The sequence below is a fragment of the Bifidobacterium aerophilum genome, assembly GCF_010667685.1.
Lineage (GTDB): Bacteria > Actinomycetota > Actinomycetes > Actinomycetales > Bifidobacteriaceae > Bifidobacterium > Bifidobacterium aerophilum.
In genome coordinates, this window is record NZ_WHZW01000002.1 from 181,548 (window position 1) to 200,239 (window position 18,692).

General features: G+C 61.3%; 11 protein-coding genes. All 11 read left to right on the forward strand.

The genetic code is table 11. The features are described 5' to 3' along the window. The first annotated feature begins 245 nt into the window (after positions 1-245). Positions 246-2,270, forward strand: coding sequence for a DEAD/DEAH box helicase (locus tag GFD25_RS01580; RefSeq protein ID WP_338024600.1), 2,025 nt, complete (start codon positions 246-248; stop codon positions 2,268-2,270). Positions 2,271-2,329: 59 nt separating this feature from the next. Then, the gene (locus GFD25_RS01585) at positions 2,330-3,118 is read left to right on the forward strand and encodes an AzlC family ABC transporter permease (protein WP_163229325.1); all 789 of its coding nucleotides are present in this window, start codon (positions 2,330-2,332) and stop codon (positions 3,116-3,118) included. Further along, on the forward strand, positions 3,115-3,450 hold the full coding sequence (locus tag GFD25_RS01590; protein WP_163229272.1) for a branched-chain amino acid transporter permease: 336 nt from the start codon (positions 3,115-3,117) through the stop codon (positions 3,448-3,450). The genes GFD25_RS01585 and GFD25_RS01590 overlap by 4 nt, the downstream gene beginning before the upstream one ends. Positions 3,451-3,538: 88 nt before the next feature. Further along, complete coding sequence (locus GFD25_RS01595) at positions 3,539-6,790, forward strand: UPF0182 family membrane protein (protein ID WP_163229274.1); 3,252 nt, start codon at positions 3,539-3,541, stop codon at positions 6,788-6,790. 189 nt (positions 6,791-6,979) lie between these two features. Beyond that, entirely contained in the window at positions 6,980-7,687 is a 708-nt protein-coding gene (locus GFD25_RS01600; RefSeq protein ID WP_163229276.1) for a hypothetical protein, read from the forward strand. A 111-nt stretch (positions 7,688-7,798) separates the two neighbouring features. Further along, positions 7,799-8,323, forward strand: coding sequence for a GNAT family N-acetyltransferase (locus tag GFD25_RS01605; RefSeq protein WP_163229278.1), 525 nt, complete (start codon positions 7,799-7,801; stop codon positions 8,321-8,323). 124 nt (positions 8,324-8,447) lie between these two features. Then, positions 8,448-9,047, forward strand: a complete 600-nt coding sequence (gene pth / locus GFD25_RS01610; RefSeq protein WP_163229280.1) for an aminoacyl-tRNA hydrolase — start codon at positions 8,448-8,450, stop codon at positions 9,045-9,047. Then, positions 9,037-12,615, forward strand: a complete 3,579-nt coding sequence (gene mfd / locus GFD25_RS01615; RefSeq protein ID WP_163229282.1) for a transcription-repair coupling factor — start codon at positions 9,037-9,039, stop codon at positions 12,613-12,615. The genes pth and mfd overlap by 11 nt, the downstream gene beginning before the upstream one ends. A gap of 175 nt (positions 12,616-12,790) precedes the next feature. Beyond that, positions 12,791-15,895, forward strand: coding sequence for a type I restriction endonuclease subunit R (locus tag GFD25_RS01620; RefSeq protein WP_163229284.1), 3,105 nt, complete (start codon positions 12,791-12,793; stop codon positions 15,893-15,895). A gap of 3 nt (positions 15,896-15,898) precedes the next feature. Beyond that, positions 15,899-17,404 carry a class I SAM-dependent DNA methyltransferase gene (locus GFD25_RS01625; protein ID WP_163229286.1) on the forward strand — a complete coding sequence of 502 codons (1,506 nt, stop codon included), beginning with the start codon at positions 15,899-15,901 and terminating at the stop codon, positions 17,402-17,404. Next, on the forward strand, positions 17,394-18,638 hold the full coding sequence (locus GFD25_RS01630; protein WP_163229288.1) for a restriction endonuclease subunit S: 1,245 nt from the start codon (positions 17,394-17,396) through the stop codon (positions 18,636-18,638). The genes GFD25_RS01625 and GFD25_RS01630 overlap by 11 nt, the downstream gene beginning before the upstream one ends. Positions 18,639-18,692 lie beyond the last annotated feature (54 nt).

An 18,692-nucleotide genomic window follows, 5' to 3' on the forward strand; every position in this document is an offset into this window, starting at 1 on the left:
TACAACGTTTTTAACCATGTTAAGACACTAGTTATTATTGATTTCCCCGTGAAAGGGGAATATCGTACGGGGTCATGCCGCGGGGAGCATGGAAAGTAGTGGGCATGGGCTAATGTTGATGGGTTTGCGCGCCCGCGCGAGGATCGATGACATGAAAGGCCGACGTGCCCAGGAAATTCACCAGGAACAGCAAGAAGAACAATTCGAAGAACAGCCGGAACAACAAGAAAACCTTCGTCGAAGAGATCGCCGAACCCTACGCCGTGACCGCTCCGGCCACCGAGGCCGAACCGCGCCCGTTCGCCGAACTCGGCGTGCCCGAGCCGCTGCTGCGCGTGCTCGCCGCCGACGGCAAGACCATGGCCTTCCCCATCCAGGCCGACACCCTTCCCGACTCCCTGACCGGACGCGATATCCTCGGCCGCGGCCGCACCGGCTCCGGCAAGACGCTCGCCTTCTGCATCCCGCTCGCCGCCCGCCTGTGCGAGGCGGCGTGGGAGCCCGGCATGCCGATGGGCGACTACCGCCGCAACATCAAGACCGTCAAGGCCTCCCGCCTCGCCGAACGCCAGGCCGACGGCTTCATGCCCCACCCGCGCGGCCTCGTGCTCGCCCCCACCCGCGAACTCGCCAACCAGATCAACGACGTGCTCGAACCGCTCGCCAACATGGCCGGCATGACCACCACCACCGTCTACGGCGGCGTGCGATACAACCGTCAGATCCGCGACCTCAAATCCGGCGCGGACATCGTCGTCGCATGCCCCGGCCGACTCGAGGACCTGCTGCGCCAGGAGGCGCTCGTCCTGTCCGACGTGCGCATCGTCGTGCTCGACGAGGCCGACGAAATGGCCGACATGGGCTTCCTGCCGCCGGTCAGGCGCATCCTCGAACAGCTGAAGCCGGACGCGCAGCACATGCTGTTCTCCGCCACGCTCGACCACGGCATCGACGAGGTCGTACGCGACTTCATGCACGACCCGAAGGTCCACAGCGTCGCCGAACCCGAGGACGCCGCCGACACGATGGAACAGCACGTGTTCGAGATCGAGAAGGCCGACAAGAACGACATGGTGCACGCGCTCGCCTCCGGCACCGGCAAGCGCATCCTGTTCACCCGCACCAAATACCAGGCGAAGAACCTCGCCAAGAAGCTCACCCAGTCCGGCATCCCCGCCTCCGAGCTGCACGGCAACCTTTCGCAGAACCAGCGCGACCGCAACCTCGCTGCCTTCGAGGAAGGCGACGTGAACGTGATGGTCGCCACCGACGTGGCCGCGCGCGGCATCGACGTGAGCGACGTGGAACTCGTCGTGCAGGTCGACCCGCCGGAGGATCCCAAGTCGTTCGTGCACCGTTCGGGCCGCACCGCGCGCGCCGGCAAGTCCGGCGTCGTGGTCACGCTCGTCGCCCCCGACCAGCGTCGCGAGGCGAGGCGCATGCTCAAGGCCGCCGGCATCGACGTGACGCCCGTCAAGGTGCGCCACGACTCGCCCGAAGTGCTCGAGCTGATCGGAGAGAAGGCCGACCTCGTGGAAGGCTGGAGCCTCGACCAGACGCAGCCGGCCGGCGGACGCGGCCGCAAGGGACGTGGCGGGCGTCGCGGCGACCGCGACAAGGCGTTGCGTCACATGCCGGACGCCGACGATCCGACCCTCGGCGGTTCGGCCGGCGGCGAAAGCCGCGAAGAACGGGCGAACCGCCTGATGCACCAGCGCAACGCGATGAAGAAGGAACGCCGTCGCCGCCGCGCCGCCGAACGACTGGAACGCGCAGCCCAGCAGGCCGCCGCCCGCGACGAGGCCGCGGCCAAGCCGGCGCCGAACCGCGCCGAACGCCGCGCCGGACTGAGCGACCCGGTCCTCGAACGCCGCGACTACCTGTTCGAGCACCCGGAGGAACGCCGAGGCGGCAATCCGACGACCTCGCAGGCGACGGACGACCGCGCCGCGCGCGCCGGACGACGAGACCGCGACCGGACGGGCCACCGAGACCGGGACGAGCGCGACGCACGCCGCGACCATGGCAACGGACGGGACGGCCGCACCGGCCGGACCGAACGCGACGCATACCGGTCAGGCAAGGGCGGCAACAAGTCCGGCGGCAAGCGCATCCACCGCAAGGACGAGAACCGCATCATCACCGACGAGCGCGGCGAGGCCGTCAAACGCCACGAACGCCGCATGATCGCCAAATACGGCAACGCGGACGGCCCGCGCCGCCGCCACTCCAAGATCAAGCGCGCCCCGTTCCGCCGTATGGGACGCTGACCCGTTTCCCGGACGCCGCGGCGGTTTCGTCGCCGCGGCGCATAAGATGGTTCCTCGTGATGAACCAAGACGACAAACCACGGGCGGATGCCGCCGCACGCCACGGCATCGTATCGCGTGCGTTCAGGACCGCGCTGCCGCTGACCCTGCCGATCGCCGCCGGATTCTTCTTCCTCGGCGGCTCCTACGGCCTGCTCATGCACGCCAAGGGATTCGGCTTCCTCTGGCCGGTATGCATGGCGTTCTTCATCTTCGCCGGCTCCATGGAATTCGTCACGGTGAACCTGCTCCTGTCCGCGTTCAACCCGTTCGCCGCGTTCCTGCTGGCGATCATGGTCAACTCGCGCCACCTGTTCTACGGCCTGTCGATGCTCGGTCCCTACCGCAACACCGGCTGGAAGAAGCCGTACCTCATCTTCGCGATGTGCGACGAATCGTTCGCCATCAACTCGTCCGCGAAGATCCCAGACGACGTGGATCACGGCTGGTTCATGCTGTTCGTGAACCTGCTCAACCGCTGGTACTGGATCATCGGCACCGCGATCGGATGGCTCGCAGGCGGCCTGCTGCCGTTCTCCACGCGCGGCATCGAATTCGTGCTCACCGCGCTGTTCCTGGTGATCTTCCTCGACCAATGGATGGGGGAGCGCCGGCATGTGCCGGCGCTGGTCGGCGTGCTCGCCTCCGCGGCCTGCCTGGTCATGTTCGGACCCGACCGGTTCATGATCCCCTCGCTGGCGCTGATGCTCGCGCTGTTCGTCCTGCTGCGCCCCTACCTCGACGACACGAAGACGGGCGGCGCCACGCGCGACGACCACGATGGTACGGACAAGGAGACGACACGATGACGATGAGCGTATGGCAAGGCATCGCGACGGTCGCGGTCGTCGCCCTCGGCACGATGATCACCCGGTTCGTGCCCTTCCTCCTGTTCCCCGAATCCAAGGAACCCCCACGGTTCGTCCGCTACCTCGGCAAGGTCCTGCCATACGCGATGACCGGACTGCTCGTCGTCTACTCGCTCAAGGACGTGTCCGTCGTCTCCGGCAGCCACGGCATCCCCGAGGCGATCGCGATGCTCGCTATCATCGGGCTGCATCTGTGGAAACGCAACATGCTCCTGTCGATCGCAGGCGGCACCATCCTCTACATGCTCCTCGTCCAGCTCGTCTTCGTGTAACCCCGCGTAAACCTGTACGAACCCGCGTTAACCGCCGAAAAAGCTCTGGGCATAAGTCCCTTCCGCACCTGACGATACGCTTGAAGGCATGTCATTTTTCGATGCGTTTGGCCCCCTGTTCGACCCCGACGGCGACTCCCGCGACGGCAGCCGCCGCAGCGACGACGATCCGGTGATCATCAACGTCCAGACGGACGGCGACGACACCGCCTCCGAACCGCACGCCGACCGATCCGGCACCCACCGGCGCCCGCCGGCAGGCCCGCGCATCGCGAGCCGTCCGACACTGCCGCACCCCAACCGCGGCACCGCCATCCTCATCGCCGTCGTTGCCGCGCTCGCCGTCGTCATCGGCCTGTTCTTCGGCCTGTCCCAGTTCATCACCGATCTTATGTGGTACGGCCAGCTCGACTTCCAAAGCGTCGTCTGGACCCAGCTCGGCACCAAGGTCGGCTTGTGGATCGCCTACGCGCTGCTCATGGCCCTGACCGGATTCGTGTCCGCCGTGCTGGCGATCCGCGCGCGCCCCGACTCGTCCGATGGTTCCACGATCCGCATCAACGGCGACGTGATCGAAATCGGCAAGGGCGTCGCCTCGAAGACCGCACGCCGCGTGGCCGTCGCGGTCTCCCTGATCGTCGGCGCCGTGTTCGGCGCCCAGTTCAACGCGAACTGGGCTGAGGTGCTGCTCATGTTCAACGCGCAGAGCTTCGGCACCACCGACCCGCAGTTCGGCCTCGACAACGGTTTCTACGTGTTCGTTCTGCCCGGCCTCCGGCTCGTGGTGGCGGCCGTCTCCATGCTGCTCGGCGTCGGTCTCGTCTTCTCCCTGCTCACCCATGTGCTCATGGGCGGCGTCCGCTTCACCATGCCCGTGCGCGGCCGCGGCATCCTCGACGTCACCAAGCGCGCCCGCCGACAGATCGCCGTCTGGTTCATCCTCAACATGTTCGCCTGGTCCGCCCGGCAGATCATCGGCGTGTTCACCCATCTGACCGAGCAGGGCAGCCGCATCACCGGCGCCACCTACACCACCGTCAACGCCACCATCCCGGTCACGTTCATCATGGCCGCGATCACCGCGATCCTCGGCGTGTTCCTCGGCGTGTGGCTCATGCGCTCCCACGCGCTCGAAGGCCCCGCCAAGCCCACCGTGCGCGCCGCCGCGGCGCTCAAGGCATGGCGCACTCCGGTCGTGGCCGTCGCCGCCGCGCTCGTCGTCTCCATGGTCCTCACCGTCGCATGGCCGATGCTGCTGCAGCGGTTCAAGGTCAACCCGAACGCGCAGGAAATGGAATCGACCTACATCCAGCGCAACATCAAGGCCACGCAGGAGGCGTACGGCCTCGACAACGTGAAGGTCGAACAGTACCAGGCCACCACCAAGGGCGAATCCGGCGCGTTGTCCGGCGAGGCCGACACCACCGCGCAGATCCGCCTGCTCGACCCGCAGATCGTCTCGCCGACGTTCAAGCAGCTGCAGCAGTCCAAGCAGTACTACACGTTCGCGGACACGCTCGCCGTCGACAAGTACGACATCGACGGCGAAAGCCAGGACACCGTCATCGCCGCGCGCGAGCTCGACCTCAACGGCCTCGACAACCGCAACTGGGTCAACGACCACACCGTGTACACGCACGGCTACGGCATCGTCGCCGCCTACGGCAACAAGGTGACCGCGGACGGCCAGCCGAAGTTCTTCGAATCCGGCATCCCCACCCAGGGCAAGCTCACGGATTCCGAGAAGTACGAGCCGCGCATCTACTTCTCCCCGAACGCGAGCGAATACTCGATCGTCGGCGCGCCGGAAGGCACCAAGTCGTGGGAGTTCGACTATCCGACCGGCTCGGAGGGCGCGACCACCACGTTCACGGGCGACGGCGGCCCGTCCGTCGGCAACATCTTCTCCCGTCTGCTGTACGCGATCCGCTTCGGATCCGACCAGATCCTGTTCTCCGACCGCGTGACATCCGCCTCGCAGATCCTCTACGACCGTTCCCCGAAGGAACGCGTCGCCAAGGTCGCGCCGTACCTGACGCTCGACGGGCGCGTCTACCCGGCCGTGGTCGACGGCCGCGTCAAGTGGATCGTCGACGGATACACGACCTCCGACGCGTACCCGTACTCGCAGATGACCGATCTGGGCGCGGCCACCGCCGACTCGACCACCGAAACGTCCGACGCCGTGCAGGGCCTCGGCTCGCAGCAGGCCAACTACATCCGCAACTCGGTCAAGGCCACCGTCGACGCGTACGACGGTTCGGTCGACCTGTACGTGTGGGACGAGAACGACCCGGTCATCAAGGCGTGGCAGCAGGTCTTCCCCGGCCAGTACCACCCGGTCTCCGAGATCTCCGGCGACCTGATGAGCCACCTGCGCTATCCGGAGAACCTGTTCAAGGTGCAGCGCGAACTGCTCGCCAAGTACCATGTGACCTCCGCGAACCAGTTCTTCTCCGGCGAGGACTTCTGGCAGACGCCCGTCGACCCGACCGAATCCGAGGCCGACCAGGCCAAGGACATCCTGCAGCCGCCGTACTACCTGACCTTGCAGACCGGCGGCACGAACGAGCCGATCTTCTCGCTGACCTCCTCGTACATCCCCGCCGGCACGTCCACGCGCGAGATCCTGACCGGCTTCCTGTCGGTCGATTCCGACGCGGGGGACAAGGCCGGCGTGATCGGCAGGAACTACGGCACGATCCGACTGCAGGAACTGCCCAAGGACTCCAACGTGCCCGGCCCAGGCCAGGCGCAGAACAACTTCAACGCCGACGCCGACGTGTCCAAGGAACTCAACCTGCTGCAGTCCGGTTCCACGAACGTGGTGCGCGGCAACCTGCTCACCCTGCCGCTCGGCGGCGGACTCGTCTACGTGCAGCCTGTGTACGTCAAGTCGAACGGTTCGACCTCGTTCCCGCTGCTCAAGAAGGTGCTCGTCGCGTTCGGCGACCAGGTCGGGTTCGCCGACACGCTCGACGAGGCGCTCGACCAGGTGTTCGGCGGCGACTCCGGCGCGGCGGCCGGCGACGCGGAGAACGCGGCCGGCGGCTCGGACGGCAATACGGGCGGTTCCGGCGGCTCGGCTTCCGGCGACGGTTCGAACGACCAGAACGGCTCCGGCTCGACAGGGGACAAGGGGAACGGTTCGAACCAGAACGGCTCCGGCGGCTCCGGGTCGGCCTCCACGAACGCCGACCTCAAGGCCGCGCTCAACGACGCCGCACAGGCCATGAAGGACGCCGACACGGCCATGAAGAACGGCGACTGGACCGCCTATGGCGAAGCCCAGAAGCAGCTTCAGGAAGCACTCAATAAAGCCCTCGAACTGGAACAATAATCCGGCCGCCGCGTCCATCGGGCGTCGCGTCGTTTTCGACAGCTACGTTCCTTGCATCTTATGCCGATTCGCGGCCGATTCGCATGCTGATAATTACCGAAGAGTTCATCTGCGGGCGGTCCCGCCGCGGCCGCGCATGCCTATCCTGAAAGTGGGAACCATACCGGTCACGCCAAGGAGGCAACGTTGATGGCGAACGACATCCGATACAGGGTCACGGTCGATTTCAACCGGTTCAAGCAGATCTACGTCGCACAGAACCGCGCATACCTGCGCAAGGTCGGCATCGGCGGCACGGTCGTCGGCGTGCTGCTCATCATCATGTCGATAGCGTTGCTCACCGAGGAGTTCAACACGCAATGGCTGCTCCTGCTCGCGGCCATGATCCTGCTGACCGTCTACAGCGTCCTGTGCATCGTACACCCCGTGGTCTTCTACGGCAGCCGCAAAAACGAGGTCTACGGCTACTTCTCACGGCATGAGACGCCGACCGACGGGCGGCCGCTGAACGACCTGTCCTGCACGTTCGACGTGACCGTATGCCAATACGGGTCCGAACTGACCATGCAGGACGGCAACACCGTGCACCTGCCTTGGTATGCGCTCACCGGCGCCAGCGAAACGACCGACTTCGGCACCGTGTTCATCGGCGACGACGGCAAGAACAGCTCCCTGCTGTACAACATGCTCGGCAAGAACGCGATGCTGCGCGAAGGCATGGACGTCGAACCGCTCGTCGTGCCCGCGGAAGCCGAACACGCGCATCCCGGACTGACCGCCGACATCGCCCGCCGCATCGCCGACGGCCGCGCCCGCTTCGGCAAGCACGGCACCGACAAGCAGACCCCCGCAGCCCAGGAACTCGCCGCCTGGCTCGACGCCGACAGCGTGCAGTGACCGCGACGGGACGTCGCCAGATATGGTAGCCGTCCCGTCATCGAACGCGCATCATTCACCGTGACATAGCACCCGCGCATGGCAACATGCCGGGTGCTATTGTCTGGAACCATGCTGAACTATGAGATCCGTCCCGCCGAAGAACGCGATGTGCGGGCCATCACCGACATCTACAACGAGGCGGTGATCCGCGGGGGATCGTCCGCCGACCTCGAACCGGTGTCGTTGGACGCGCGGCGAGCATGGGTCGACTCGCACCAGCCGCGCGCGACATATCCGGTCGTTGTCATCGACGTGACCGATCCGGCGACCGGTGAACGCGAGACGGCCGGATTCGGCTCGCTGTCGAAATTCCACCAGCGCGCCGGTTACGACGGGATCACCGAACTGAGCTACTACATCGCACGCCGGTTCCACAGGCAGGGACTCGGCACCGAGATGGTCCGCTGGCTGCTCGACGCCGCCGTCGAACGCGGATTCCGCCACGCCACGACGATCATCTACGCCGACAACGCCGGCTCCGTCGCGCTCATGCGCGCATTCGGCTTCACCCGATTCGGACTGCTGCCCGCCGCCGTCGCCACGGCCGGCGACGATACGCTGCACGACATGAGCTACTGGGTCAAGACGCTGTGACCCCGTCACCGCACGATGCCGTCGATGACGGCGGGAACGGGTATGATTCGTGTGTTTGCGTAAGTGACGGAACGCCGTGACGGCACGGCGAACATGGACGACAAGAAGAGGACAAGGTAGCGACATGGCATCCGATTTCTGGCTGATCGTAGGACTGGGCAACCCGGGCAAGAAGTACGAGGACACACGGCACAACATGGGCTTCATGACCGCCGACGTGCTCGCCGAACGCTGGTCGGTCGCCTTCTCCGACCACAAGGGACTCGCCCTGCTCGGCAAAGGCGCGATGAACCTGCAGGGCCGCACCGTCAAATTCTTCCTCGCCAAGCCGCTCACCTACATGAACGACTCCGGCAACGCGGTCGCCTCCATCAGCGCCTACTACCAGATCCAACCCGACCACATCGTCGTCATCCACGACGACATGGACCTCGAATTCGGCCGCATCAAAGTCAAGGCCGGCGGCTCCGCGGGCGGCCACAACGGCATCAAATCCATCGACAAGGCCCTGAACACGCCCAAGTACGCGCGCGTGCGCATGGGAGTCGGCCACGCCAAACGCGGCGCGAACGCCCACGACAACACCATCAACTGGGTCCTCGGCGGATTCGGCCCCGACCAGCGCAAGCAGCTGCCCGACTTCCTCGCCGACGGCGCCGACGCCGCCGAAGACATCATCTTCAACGGACTGGCGAAAACCCAGGAGAAATTCAATGGCCGCTGACGCCAAGGCCCCGCACAACACGCCGATCAACGGCTCCCTGACCGGCCTGCTCGACGCGCTCGACCACGACACGACCTTCCGTCAACTGGCCGCAGGCGACATCGAAGCATATTCCGACCGCGACACCGACCCCACCATCACCGTCGGCACACCGGAAGGCCTGCGCCCCGCGCTCGCCGCCGCCACCGCCCGGCGCACCCCGGTCGTGCTCGTCGTCGCCTCGGGTCGTGAAGCCGAGGAAACCGTCAACGCGCTGCGCTCATGGTACGACGGCGACCCGAACGACATTGCCCAGCTCGAAGCGTGGGAGACCCTGCCGCACGAACGGCTCAGCCCCCGCGCCGACACCGTAGCCAGCCGCATGGCCGTCTTCCGCCGGCTCACGCACCCGAGCAAGGCGAACCCGATGTTCGGCCCGATCCGCATCCTCGTCATGCCGGTGCGCTCGCTCATCCAACCGGTCGTCAAGGGGCTCGGCGACGTCGAACCGCTCGTGTTCACCCAAGGCGAGGAACTGCCGCTCGACGAAGCGTCGAAGCGTCTCGTCGAAAACGCGTACACGCGCGTCGACCTGGTCATGGACCGCGGCGAATTCGCCGTGCGCGGCGGCATCATCGACGTGTTCCCGCCCACCGCGCCGCATCCGGTGCGCATCGAGTTCTTCGGCGACGAGATCGACACGATCCGCGAATTCCACGCCTCCGACCAGCGCACCTACGGCGACGGTCTCAAGACCATCTGGGCGACGCCCTGCCGTGAGCTGCAGCTGACGCAGGCCGTGCGCGACCGCGCGAACAGCCTCATCGGGCAGATCCCGAACGCCGACGACATGCTCGAATCCATTGCCAACGCGATCCCCGTCGAAGGCATGGAATCGTTGATGCCCGCGCTCATCGACGACATGGAACCGGTCACCGGCATGCTCGACGAACATGCGACCGTCATGCTGTCCGATCCGGAAAAGCTGCGCCGCGCCGCCGAGGATCTCGCGAAAACCGCGAACGAGTTCCTCGCCGCCAGCTGGCACGTCGCCGCGTCCGGCCACGGCGCAGGCGCCCCGATCACGTTCGACCAGGCCAGCTTCCTCGACTTCGAGGAAACCGTGTCCGCGCTGGCCTATTCCAGCCGTGACGTGTGGAAACTCACCGGTTTCGGCGTCGACACGACCCGGCCGAACCATGTGAGGCTCGACGCGCAGAACCCCGGCGAATACCGCGGCGACGAGGCGAAGGCCGCGGCCGGCATCGAAGGACTGATCGACGCCGGCTATCATGTCACCGTCACCGCGGCTGCGCAGGGCACGCTCGCCAGGCTCAAGCGCGCGATCAACGAGACCGGCATCGCCAACTTCGACGTCATCCGCTCTCAGGCCATCGACGGTTTCGTCGACACGTCCGCGAAGACCGCGCTGCTGACCGAACGCGACCTGACCGGCCGTTCGTCCGCCGCCGGCGTCGCGAAAACGCCGAAACGCCGCCGCAGGGCCATCGACCTAATGGAACTCAAACCCGGCGACTTCGTCGTGCACGAACAGCACGGCATCGGCCGGTTCGTCGGCATGAAACAGCGCGAGATCGGCACGGGCGCGAACAAAAGCACGCGCGAATACCTCGTCATCGAATACGCGCCGAGCAAACGCGGCGCCCCGGCCGACAAACTGTTCATCCCCACCGACCAGCTCGACCAGATCAGCAAGTACATCGGCGCGGAAGTCCCCAAGCTCAACAAGCTCGGCGGCTCCGACTGGGCCGAAACCAAGGCGAAGGCGCGCAAGCACGTGCACGAGATCGCCGAGGACCTGGTCAAGCTCTATTCGGCGCGCCAGCGCACGCCCGGCTTCGCGTTCAGCCCGGACACCCCGTGGCAGAAGGAGCTGGAGGACGCGTTCCCGTACCAGGAGACCGCCGACCAGCTGACCACGATCGACGAAGTCAAGTCGGACATGGAAAAGCCGGTGCCGATGGACCGCCTGATCTGCGGCGACGTGGGCTTCGGCAAGACCGAGATCGCCGTGCGCGCCGCGTTCAAGGCAATCCAGGACGGCAAGCAGGTGGCCGTGCTCGTGCCGACCACACTGCTCGTCCAACAGCATTACGAGACGTTCACCGAACGCTACGAGGGCTTCCCGGTCACGGTCGCGGCGATGAGCCGATTCCAGACGACCAAGGAAATCAACGAGACGATCGAGGGACTCGAATCCGGCGCGGTCGACGTGGTGATCGGCACGCACAAGCTGTTGAACCCGAAGATCAAGTTCAAGGATCTGGGCCTGGTCATCATCGACGAGGAGCAGCGGTTCGGCGTCGAACACAAGGAGACGCTGAAAGCCCTGCGCACGAACGTGGACGTGCTGTCGCTGTCCGCGACGCCTATCCCGCGCACGCTGGAAATGGCCGTGACCGGCATCCGCGAAATGTCGACGCTGGCAACCCCGCCCGAGGACCGTCTGCCGGTGCTCACCTACGTCGGCGCGTACGAGGACGCGCAGATCACCGCGGCCATACGGCGCGAGCTGCTGCGCGGCGGCCAGGTGTTCTTCGTGCACAACCGCGTGCAGGACATCGCCAAGACCGCGGCGAAGATCCACGAGCTCGTGCCCGAGGCGCATGTCGGCATCGCGCACGGCAAGATGGGGGAGAAGCAGCTCGACCAGATCATCCGCGACTTCTGGCATCGCGACATCGACGTGCTCGTGTGCACGACGATCATCGAAACCGGCCTGGATATCTCGAACGCGAACACGCTGATCGTCGACAACGCCGACAAGTTCGGCCTGTCGCAATTGCACCAGCTGCGCGGACGCGTCGGCCGCGGCAGGGAGCGCGCGTACGCGTACTTCCTGTACGATCCGACCAAGCCGATGACCCAGCAGTCGCACGACCGGCTCGCCACCATCGCGCAGAACACGGCGCTCGGCTCCGGCTTCGACGTGGCCATGAAGGATCTGGAATTGCGCGGCACCGGCAACCTGCTCGGCGACGAACAGTCCGGGCACATCGAAGGCGTCGGCTTCGACCTGTACATCCGCATGGTCTCCGAAGCGGTCGAGGCGTACAAGGCTCCGGAGGAAAGCGTCGAGCCGCTGGCCGTGACCATCGACCTGCCGATCGAGGCGTCGATTCCGGTCGACTACATTGACTCCGACAAGCTCAGGCTCGAAGCGTACCGCAAGCTCGCCGCCGCCCACACCGAGGACGACCTGCGCGAACTGGCGGAGGAACTGACGGACCGCTACGGCAAGCTGCCGGAAGAGTTCGAGACGCTGTTCGGCGTGGCGCGTCTGCGCATGAAGGCCCGCAAGCTCGGCATCTCGGAGATCATCGCGCAAGGCAAGAACGTGCGCGTCGGCAAGATCGACCCGCCCGAATCGATCCAGATGCGCATCAACCGCATCTACCGGGGCGCACAGTACCGTGCGCTCACGCACACGTACACGATCCCCGCGCCGTTCGCCGGCTCGCTCGGCTCCGGCCCCATGAGCGGCGAAATGGTCATGGACTGGACCAGCGATCTGCTCAACGACTTCGCGTGGACACCGGGCGGTCGCGAACGGCGGAGCCGTTCGTAGTCCGGTGTGCGAACCGACAGGCGAGCTGGCAAAGCGCGGCCGTAAGGCTGTCCGAAATTGCGGGACGTCCTAAAAGGAAGCGGTAGAGCCTTGATCTGATGCCTGTTCATGCCGATATCGATTGACATGAACAGGTATCATATTTGTCGTATGTGAGAACGATGAAGGAGTCTGCATGACTGACAATGACGTTGCATATGTAGATGATGGGAGCAAGAGTTTCTCGTTACTCGATGAGAACGCATTTGAACAAGCCATCATCGGTCATCTCAAGACATTGGGGTACGACTATTTATACGGTCCAACCGTGAGTCGTACCGATGATTCGTATCGTGACGCGCTTATGCCGGGGGCGCTTGAGATATCGTTGAGACGCATCAATCCTCAAGCCCATCCGGCTGCTATCGAGGAGGCGTTGCGTAAGGTTGCCAATGTCGAAGGCATTGATCTGTTGTCCCGCAACGTCACATTCACGGAATACATGCAGTCCGGGGTGGATGTCTCGTATTTTGACGGAGAGAACACCGTATCTGACCACATCAAAATCGTGGACTTCGACCATCCTGATCGGAACACGTTCACGGTGGTCAATCAGTGGACATACGTCGAATATGAAGAGAAACGCCCCGATCTGATCATCTTCATCAACGGCATACCGATGGTGATCTTCGAGCTGAAATCACCGTCGAGAGAAAATGTCGATGCCTCGGATGCTTACTTGCAACTACGCAATTACATAAAGGTCATTCCAACGTTGTTCGTATACAACGCGTTCTGCGTAATGACCGACATGGCCGACACTCGTGTGGGCACCATCACCGCCAGCGAAGATCGGTTCATGCAATGGAAGACCGCCGACGGAGACTACTCGAAGATCAGCACCGGGAAGCCGGTTCGTTGGACAACCATGCTTGACGGCATGCTTCCCAAAGAACGACTACTTGACATCCTCCGTAATTTCATCTGCTTCTCGAAATCCGAAGAAGGAACCGCAAAGATTCTCGCGGCGTACCACCAGTATTTCGGCGTGCACAAGGCCATCGAAAGCACGTTGCATGCCATGAGCGCCGACGGCAAAGCCGGTGTGTTCTGGCATACCCAGGGGTCTGGCAAGTCATTATCGATGGTGTTCTACGCCCATCTTCTGCGAGAGCAGGTGGGGAGTCCCACCATTGTGGTGACTACTGATCGCACTGATCTTGATGGACAACTATACGGTCAGTTCGCAAAATGCAAAGATTTCTTGCGTCAGACCCCGCAACAAGCGACCAGTCGGTCCAACCTTGTCGAATTATTGAACAATCGAGAAGCCAACGGCATCGTATTCACCACGATGCAGAAATTCAGCGAATCCGACGAATCGCTCTCCGATCGCAGGGATATCGTGGTGATGGCGGATGAAGCCCACCGCAGTCAGTACGGCCTCCAAGTGAAACTACACACGGATGGCAGCCATTCGATAGGTGATGCCCTGAAAGTCCGTCAGGCATTGCCGAACGCCTCGTACATCGGATTCACCGGCACGCCGATTGAAACGCAGGACAAATCCACGCGCGAAATATTCGGCGATTATGTGGATGTTTACGATATGACGCAGTCAGTCGAGGATGGTGCCACGCGTCCGGTGTTTTACGAGAGCCGTGTCGTGGCCCTCAAGCTGGATGAGAATGTGCTGCAGAAGCTGGATGAGGAATATACGAACATCGCCGACGATGTTGATGAACTGGCCATTGACCGCAGCAAGCATGATCTGGCGACTTTGGACAGCGTATTGGGTGCGCCGGAGACCATCGATTCACTGTGCCGCGATATCGTGCATCATTATGAGGAAAACCGCGCGGATGAACTGACCGGCAAAGCACTGGTGGTCGCATATTCCAGAACAACCGCCATGAAAATGTATGACAAGTTCCTCGAGCTGCGACCGCAGTGGCAGGATAAAGTGCATGTTGTGATGACCTCGTCCAATCAGGACCCGGAGGAATGGCATACCATCATCGGCAACAAGGCGCATAAGCTTGCGCTCGCCAAGAGGTTCAAAGATGACGACGATCAATTCAAGATTGCCATCGTGGTGGATATGTGGCTGACCGGTTTCGATGTGCCGTCACTGTCCACGATGTACGTATACAAGCCCATGAAGGGACACAACCTCATGCAGGCTATCGCTCGAGTGAACCGTGTCTACAAGGGCAAGGAAGGCGGGCTGATCGTTGACTACATCGGTATCGCCGGAGCGTTGAAGCGTGCGATGCATGATTACACCAAGCGAGACCGCGAACGCTATGGCGATATGAACGTGGCCGATACCGCCTACCCGTTGTTCCTCGATAAACTCGATGCCTGTCGTGATTTCCTGCACGGATTGGACTATCAGCAGCGCATCCATACCGATTCCGCGGAACAGATGGCCGAAGTTATCGCCGATGGTGCCGATTATCTGCTTGACCCCGGGCGTGAGAAAGACCGCAAGGACTTTGTGAAATGCGCCAAAGAGATGGCTCAGGCGTTCGGTCTGTGCAGAAGTATGGTGTCTGATGATCTCAAACTCGAGGAAGCCTACATCGATGTGTTGCGCACGCAGCTGCTCAAAGTGCTGAACACGAATCCCGGCAATCCTCGTATGTCGCTAGGCGAAGTCAACAAGCGCATCGCCGCCATCATGGAACAGGGCGTGCATAATGAAGGCGTCATCGATCTGTTTGAAGACCGGAACGTCGAAGTGTCGTTGTTCGATGAGTCGTTCCTTGCTGAAGTCGCGCAGATGAAGCAGAAGAATCTCGCCGTCGAGTTGCTGCACAAGCTCATTGACGATCAGGTCAAGGCATATCGTAAGAAGAGCGTCGTCAAGGCAGGCAAATTCTCCGAAATGCTGCAGCAGTCGGTCAACGCGTACCTCAACGGCATGCTCACCAACGCTGAAGTCATCCAGCAACTGCTTGACATGGCCAAGGAGATCATGGCCGCTCGGCAGGAAGGCAAGACGCTCGGTCTTGATGATGAGGAACTTGCCTTCTATGATGCGCTTACCAAACCACAGGCCATCAAGGACTTTTACGACAACGACGAGTTGGTCGCCATCACCCGGGAACTGACCGACACGCTGCGCAAGAACCGCACGATAGACTGGCAGAAGAAAGAGGACGCCCGCGCCCGCATGCGCCGGTCGATCAAGCGATTGCTGAAAAAGCATAGGTATCCGCCGGACGAGGTGCCGGACGCGATCGACACGGTCATGCAGCAGTGCGAATTGTGGGCTGACTACGGAGAAGGAAACTGATTCATGGCGAAGAAAACAAGCACTAAGGCTCTCGGATTCGAGGAACAGATCTGGGATGCGGCTTGCAAGCTGCGTGGCAACATCGACGCGTCCGAGTACAAGAACGTCGTGTTGGGACTGATCTTCCTCAAGTACATCTCGGATAACTTCGAGGCCAAGCACGCCGAACTGGTGGCCGAAGGCGAAGGATTCGAGGAAGACCGTGACGAGTACACGTCCGAGAACATCTTCTGGGTGCCAAAAGAGGCTCGATGGGAAGTCGTGGCGTCGGCCGCACACACGCCCGAGGTTGGCAAGGTCATTGATGAATCGATGAGGCTGATCGAACAGGAGAACAAGAAGCTCAAGGGCGTGTTACCCAAGAACTTCGCACGCCCTGAGCTGGACAAGCGCCGTCTTGGCGAAGTGGTCGACCTGTTTACCAACGTGAAGATGACCGAAAACGGCGACACCCATGATCTACTTGGCCGCACGTATGAGTATTGCTTGGCGCAATTCGCATCTCAGGAAGGTAAGAACGCCGGCGAGTTCTACACGCCGAAATGCGTAGTGAAGACGCTGGTGAACGTGCTTGAACCGTTCAAGGGGCGTGTCTACGATCCTGCGTGCGGTTCCGGTGGCATGTTCGTGCAATCCGCCGAGTTTGTGCGCAACCATCAGGGCAACATCAACAACATCTCCGTCTATGGTCAGGAGTCGAACCCGACGACATGGAAGATGGCCACGATGAATCTTGCCATCCGTGGAATCGATGCCGATCTTGGTCCGAAGAATGACGATACGTTCTTCAACGATCTGCACCGCACCGAACGGTTCGACTATATTCTCGCCAACCCGCCGTTCAACCTCTCCGATTGGGGCGGCGACAAGCTCAAGGATGACCCGCGCTGGGAATACGGTGTGCCACCCGAGAGCAATGCGAACTTCGCGTGGATGCAGCATATGATTCACCACCTATCGCAGTCCGGCCGTATCGGTTTGGTGCTCGCCAATGGCTCGTTGTCATCCCAGACGAACAACGAGGGCGAGATTCGCAAGAACATCGTCAATGCCGGGCTGGTGGAAGGCATCGTTGCCATGCCGACGCAGCTGTTCTTCTCCACGCAGATTCCGGTATGCCTGTGGTTCCTGCGCAAAGGGCGCCCTGCCGATTCCAAGACATTGTTCGTGGACGCACGCAGCATGGGCACGATGATCAGTCGTTCGCAGCGGACGCTGACTGATGAGGACATTCAGAAGATCGCCTCCACATTTGATACGTTCCGTGACGGAACGCTGGAAGAGGAGAAGGGCTTCTCAGCGGCGGTGTCCATCGAAGACATTGCCAAGCAGGATTACATTCTTACGCCCGGCCGTTATGTCGGTATTGCCGAACAGGAAGAGGACGATGAGCCGTTTGACGATAAGATGAAGCGTTTGACCGGTGAACTCGCCAAATGCTTCGAGGAATCCAACCGACTGCAAGCCGAAATCAAAAAGAATCTGGAGGCGATTGGGTATGAGCTCTAGTCGTACAGTGCTACTTCGCGATTGTATTTCGTTGGTTATCGATTATCGCGGAAAGACCCCTAAGAAGCTAGGAAGAGAATGGTCTTTAGCTGGATATCGGGCACTATCTGCGAGGAATATTAAGACTGGCCAGATTGTTCAGCCTGAAAACGTCTATTACGCAGATGATGATTTATACCACGCATGGATGAAGGACGAGGTTCAACGAGGTGATATTCTCATTACCTCAGAAGCTCCTTTCGGTCAGATTTATCGTTGGAACAGTGATGAGAAAATTGTTCTAAGTCAACGACTGTTTGCAATTCGTCCTAATAATGAGATTTGTGATTCTCGGTATCTTTATTACTGGATGTGTAGTCGGTCTTTTCAAGAGGAGCTCAAAAACAGGGCCACTGGTACTACGGTCATAGGTCTTCGGCAACCCGAATTGATGAAATGTCCAGTATCTTTGCCTTCCATGGAAACTCAATTACGTATTGCAGGGATACTTACATCTCTTGACGCTGAGATAGCTAACCTTAATCTTGCAAACGGCCATTTGTTGGAGATTGGGCAAAGTCTATTTGATGTAAAGCTTGGACTTTGTGACTCCACAGATGGCAAGGCTGGCGTTCTTAGTGATATCGCTGAAGGAAATCCTCGTCGAAAGCTCAGTAAAAACGCATTTGCAAAATACGTTGATATGGGAAGCTTATCGACCTCCGGATCATATCCTGATGGATGGAATAAAAGGTCATATAACGGAGGAATGCGTTTTACGAATGGAGATACGCTCATAGCACGTATTACGCCATGTCTCGAAAACGGCAAAGCCGCGTATGTCAATTTCCTCGACGAGAATGAAGTCGCTTTTGGATCGACCGAATACATTGTTTTGACCGGTAAGCAAGGAATTCCCAACGAGATAATGTATTTTCTCGCGAAGAATGAAACCTTCGTTGATTACCTAATTCGGCACATGACTGGTAGCAGTGGTAGACAAAGAGTCTCGGTAAGAGACGCTCTGAATTGTCCGATTTACATCCCTTCTGATGGACTCCTGCAAGAGATAGGGCAAAAACTCTCTGAGATACTGAATGCTGTGCGAGCTAATTCCGAACAGATCATGAAGCTCTCACAACTTCGCGATACATTGCTGCCCAAACTGATGTCAGGTGAGATTGATGTGTCGAAGGTTGAATTGCCTACGCCGCCAGCGCAAACCGTTCATGCAAATGGCCGTTTGTCAGAGTGAGATTGTTGATCTCTTGGTCAAAAGTGGAAAGAATCTTTGAACATTGTTTCTGTA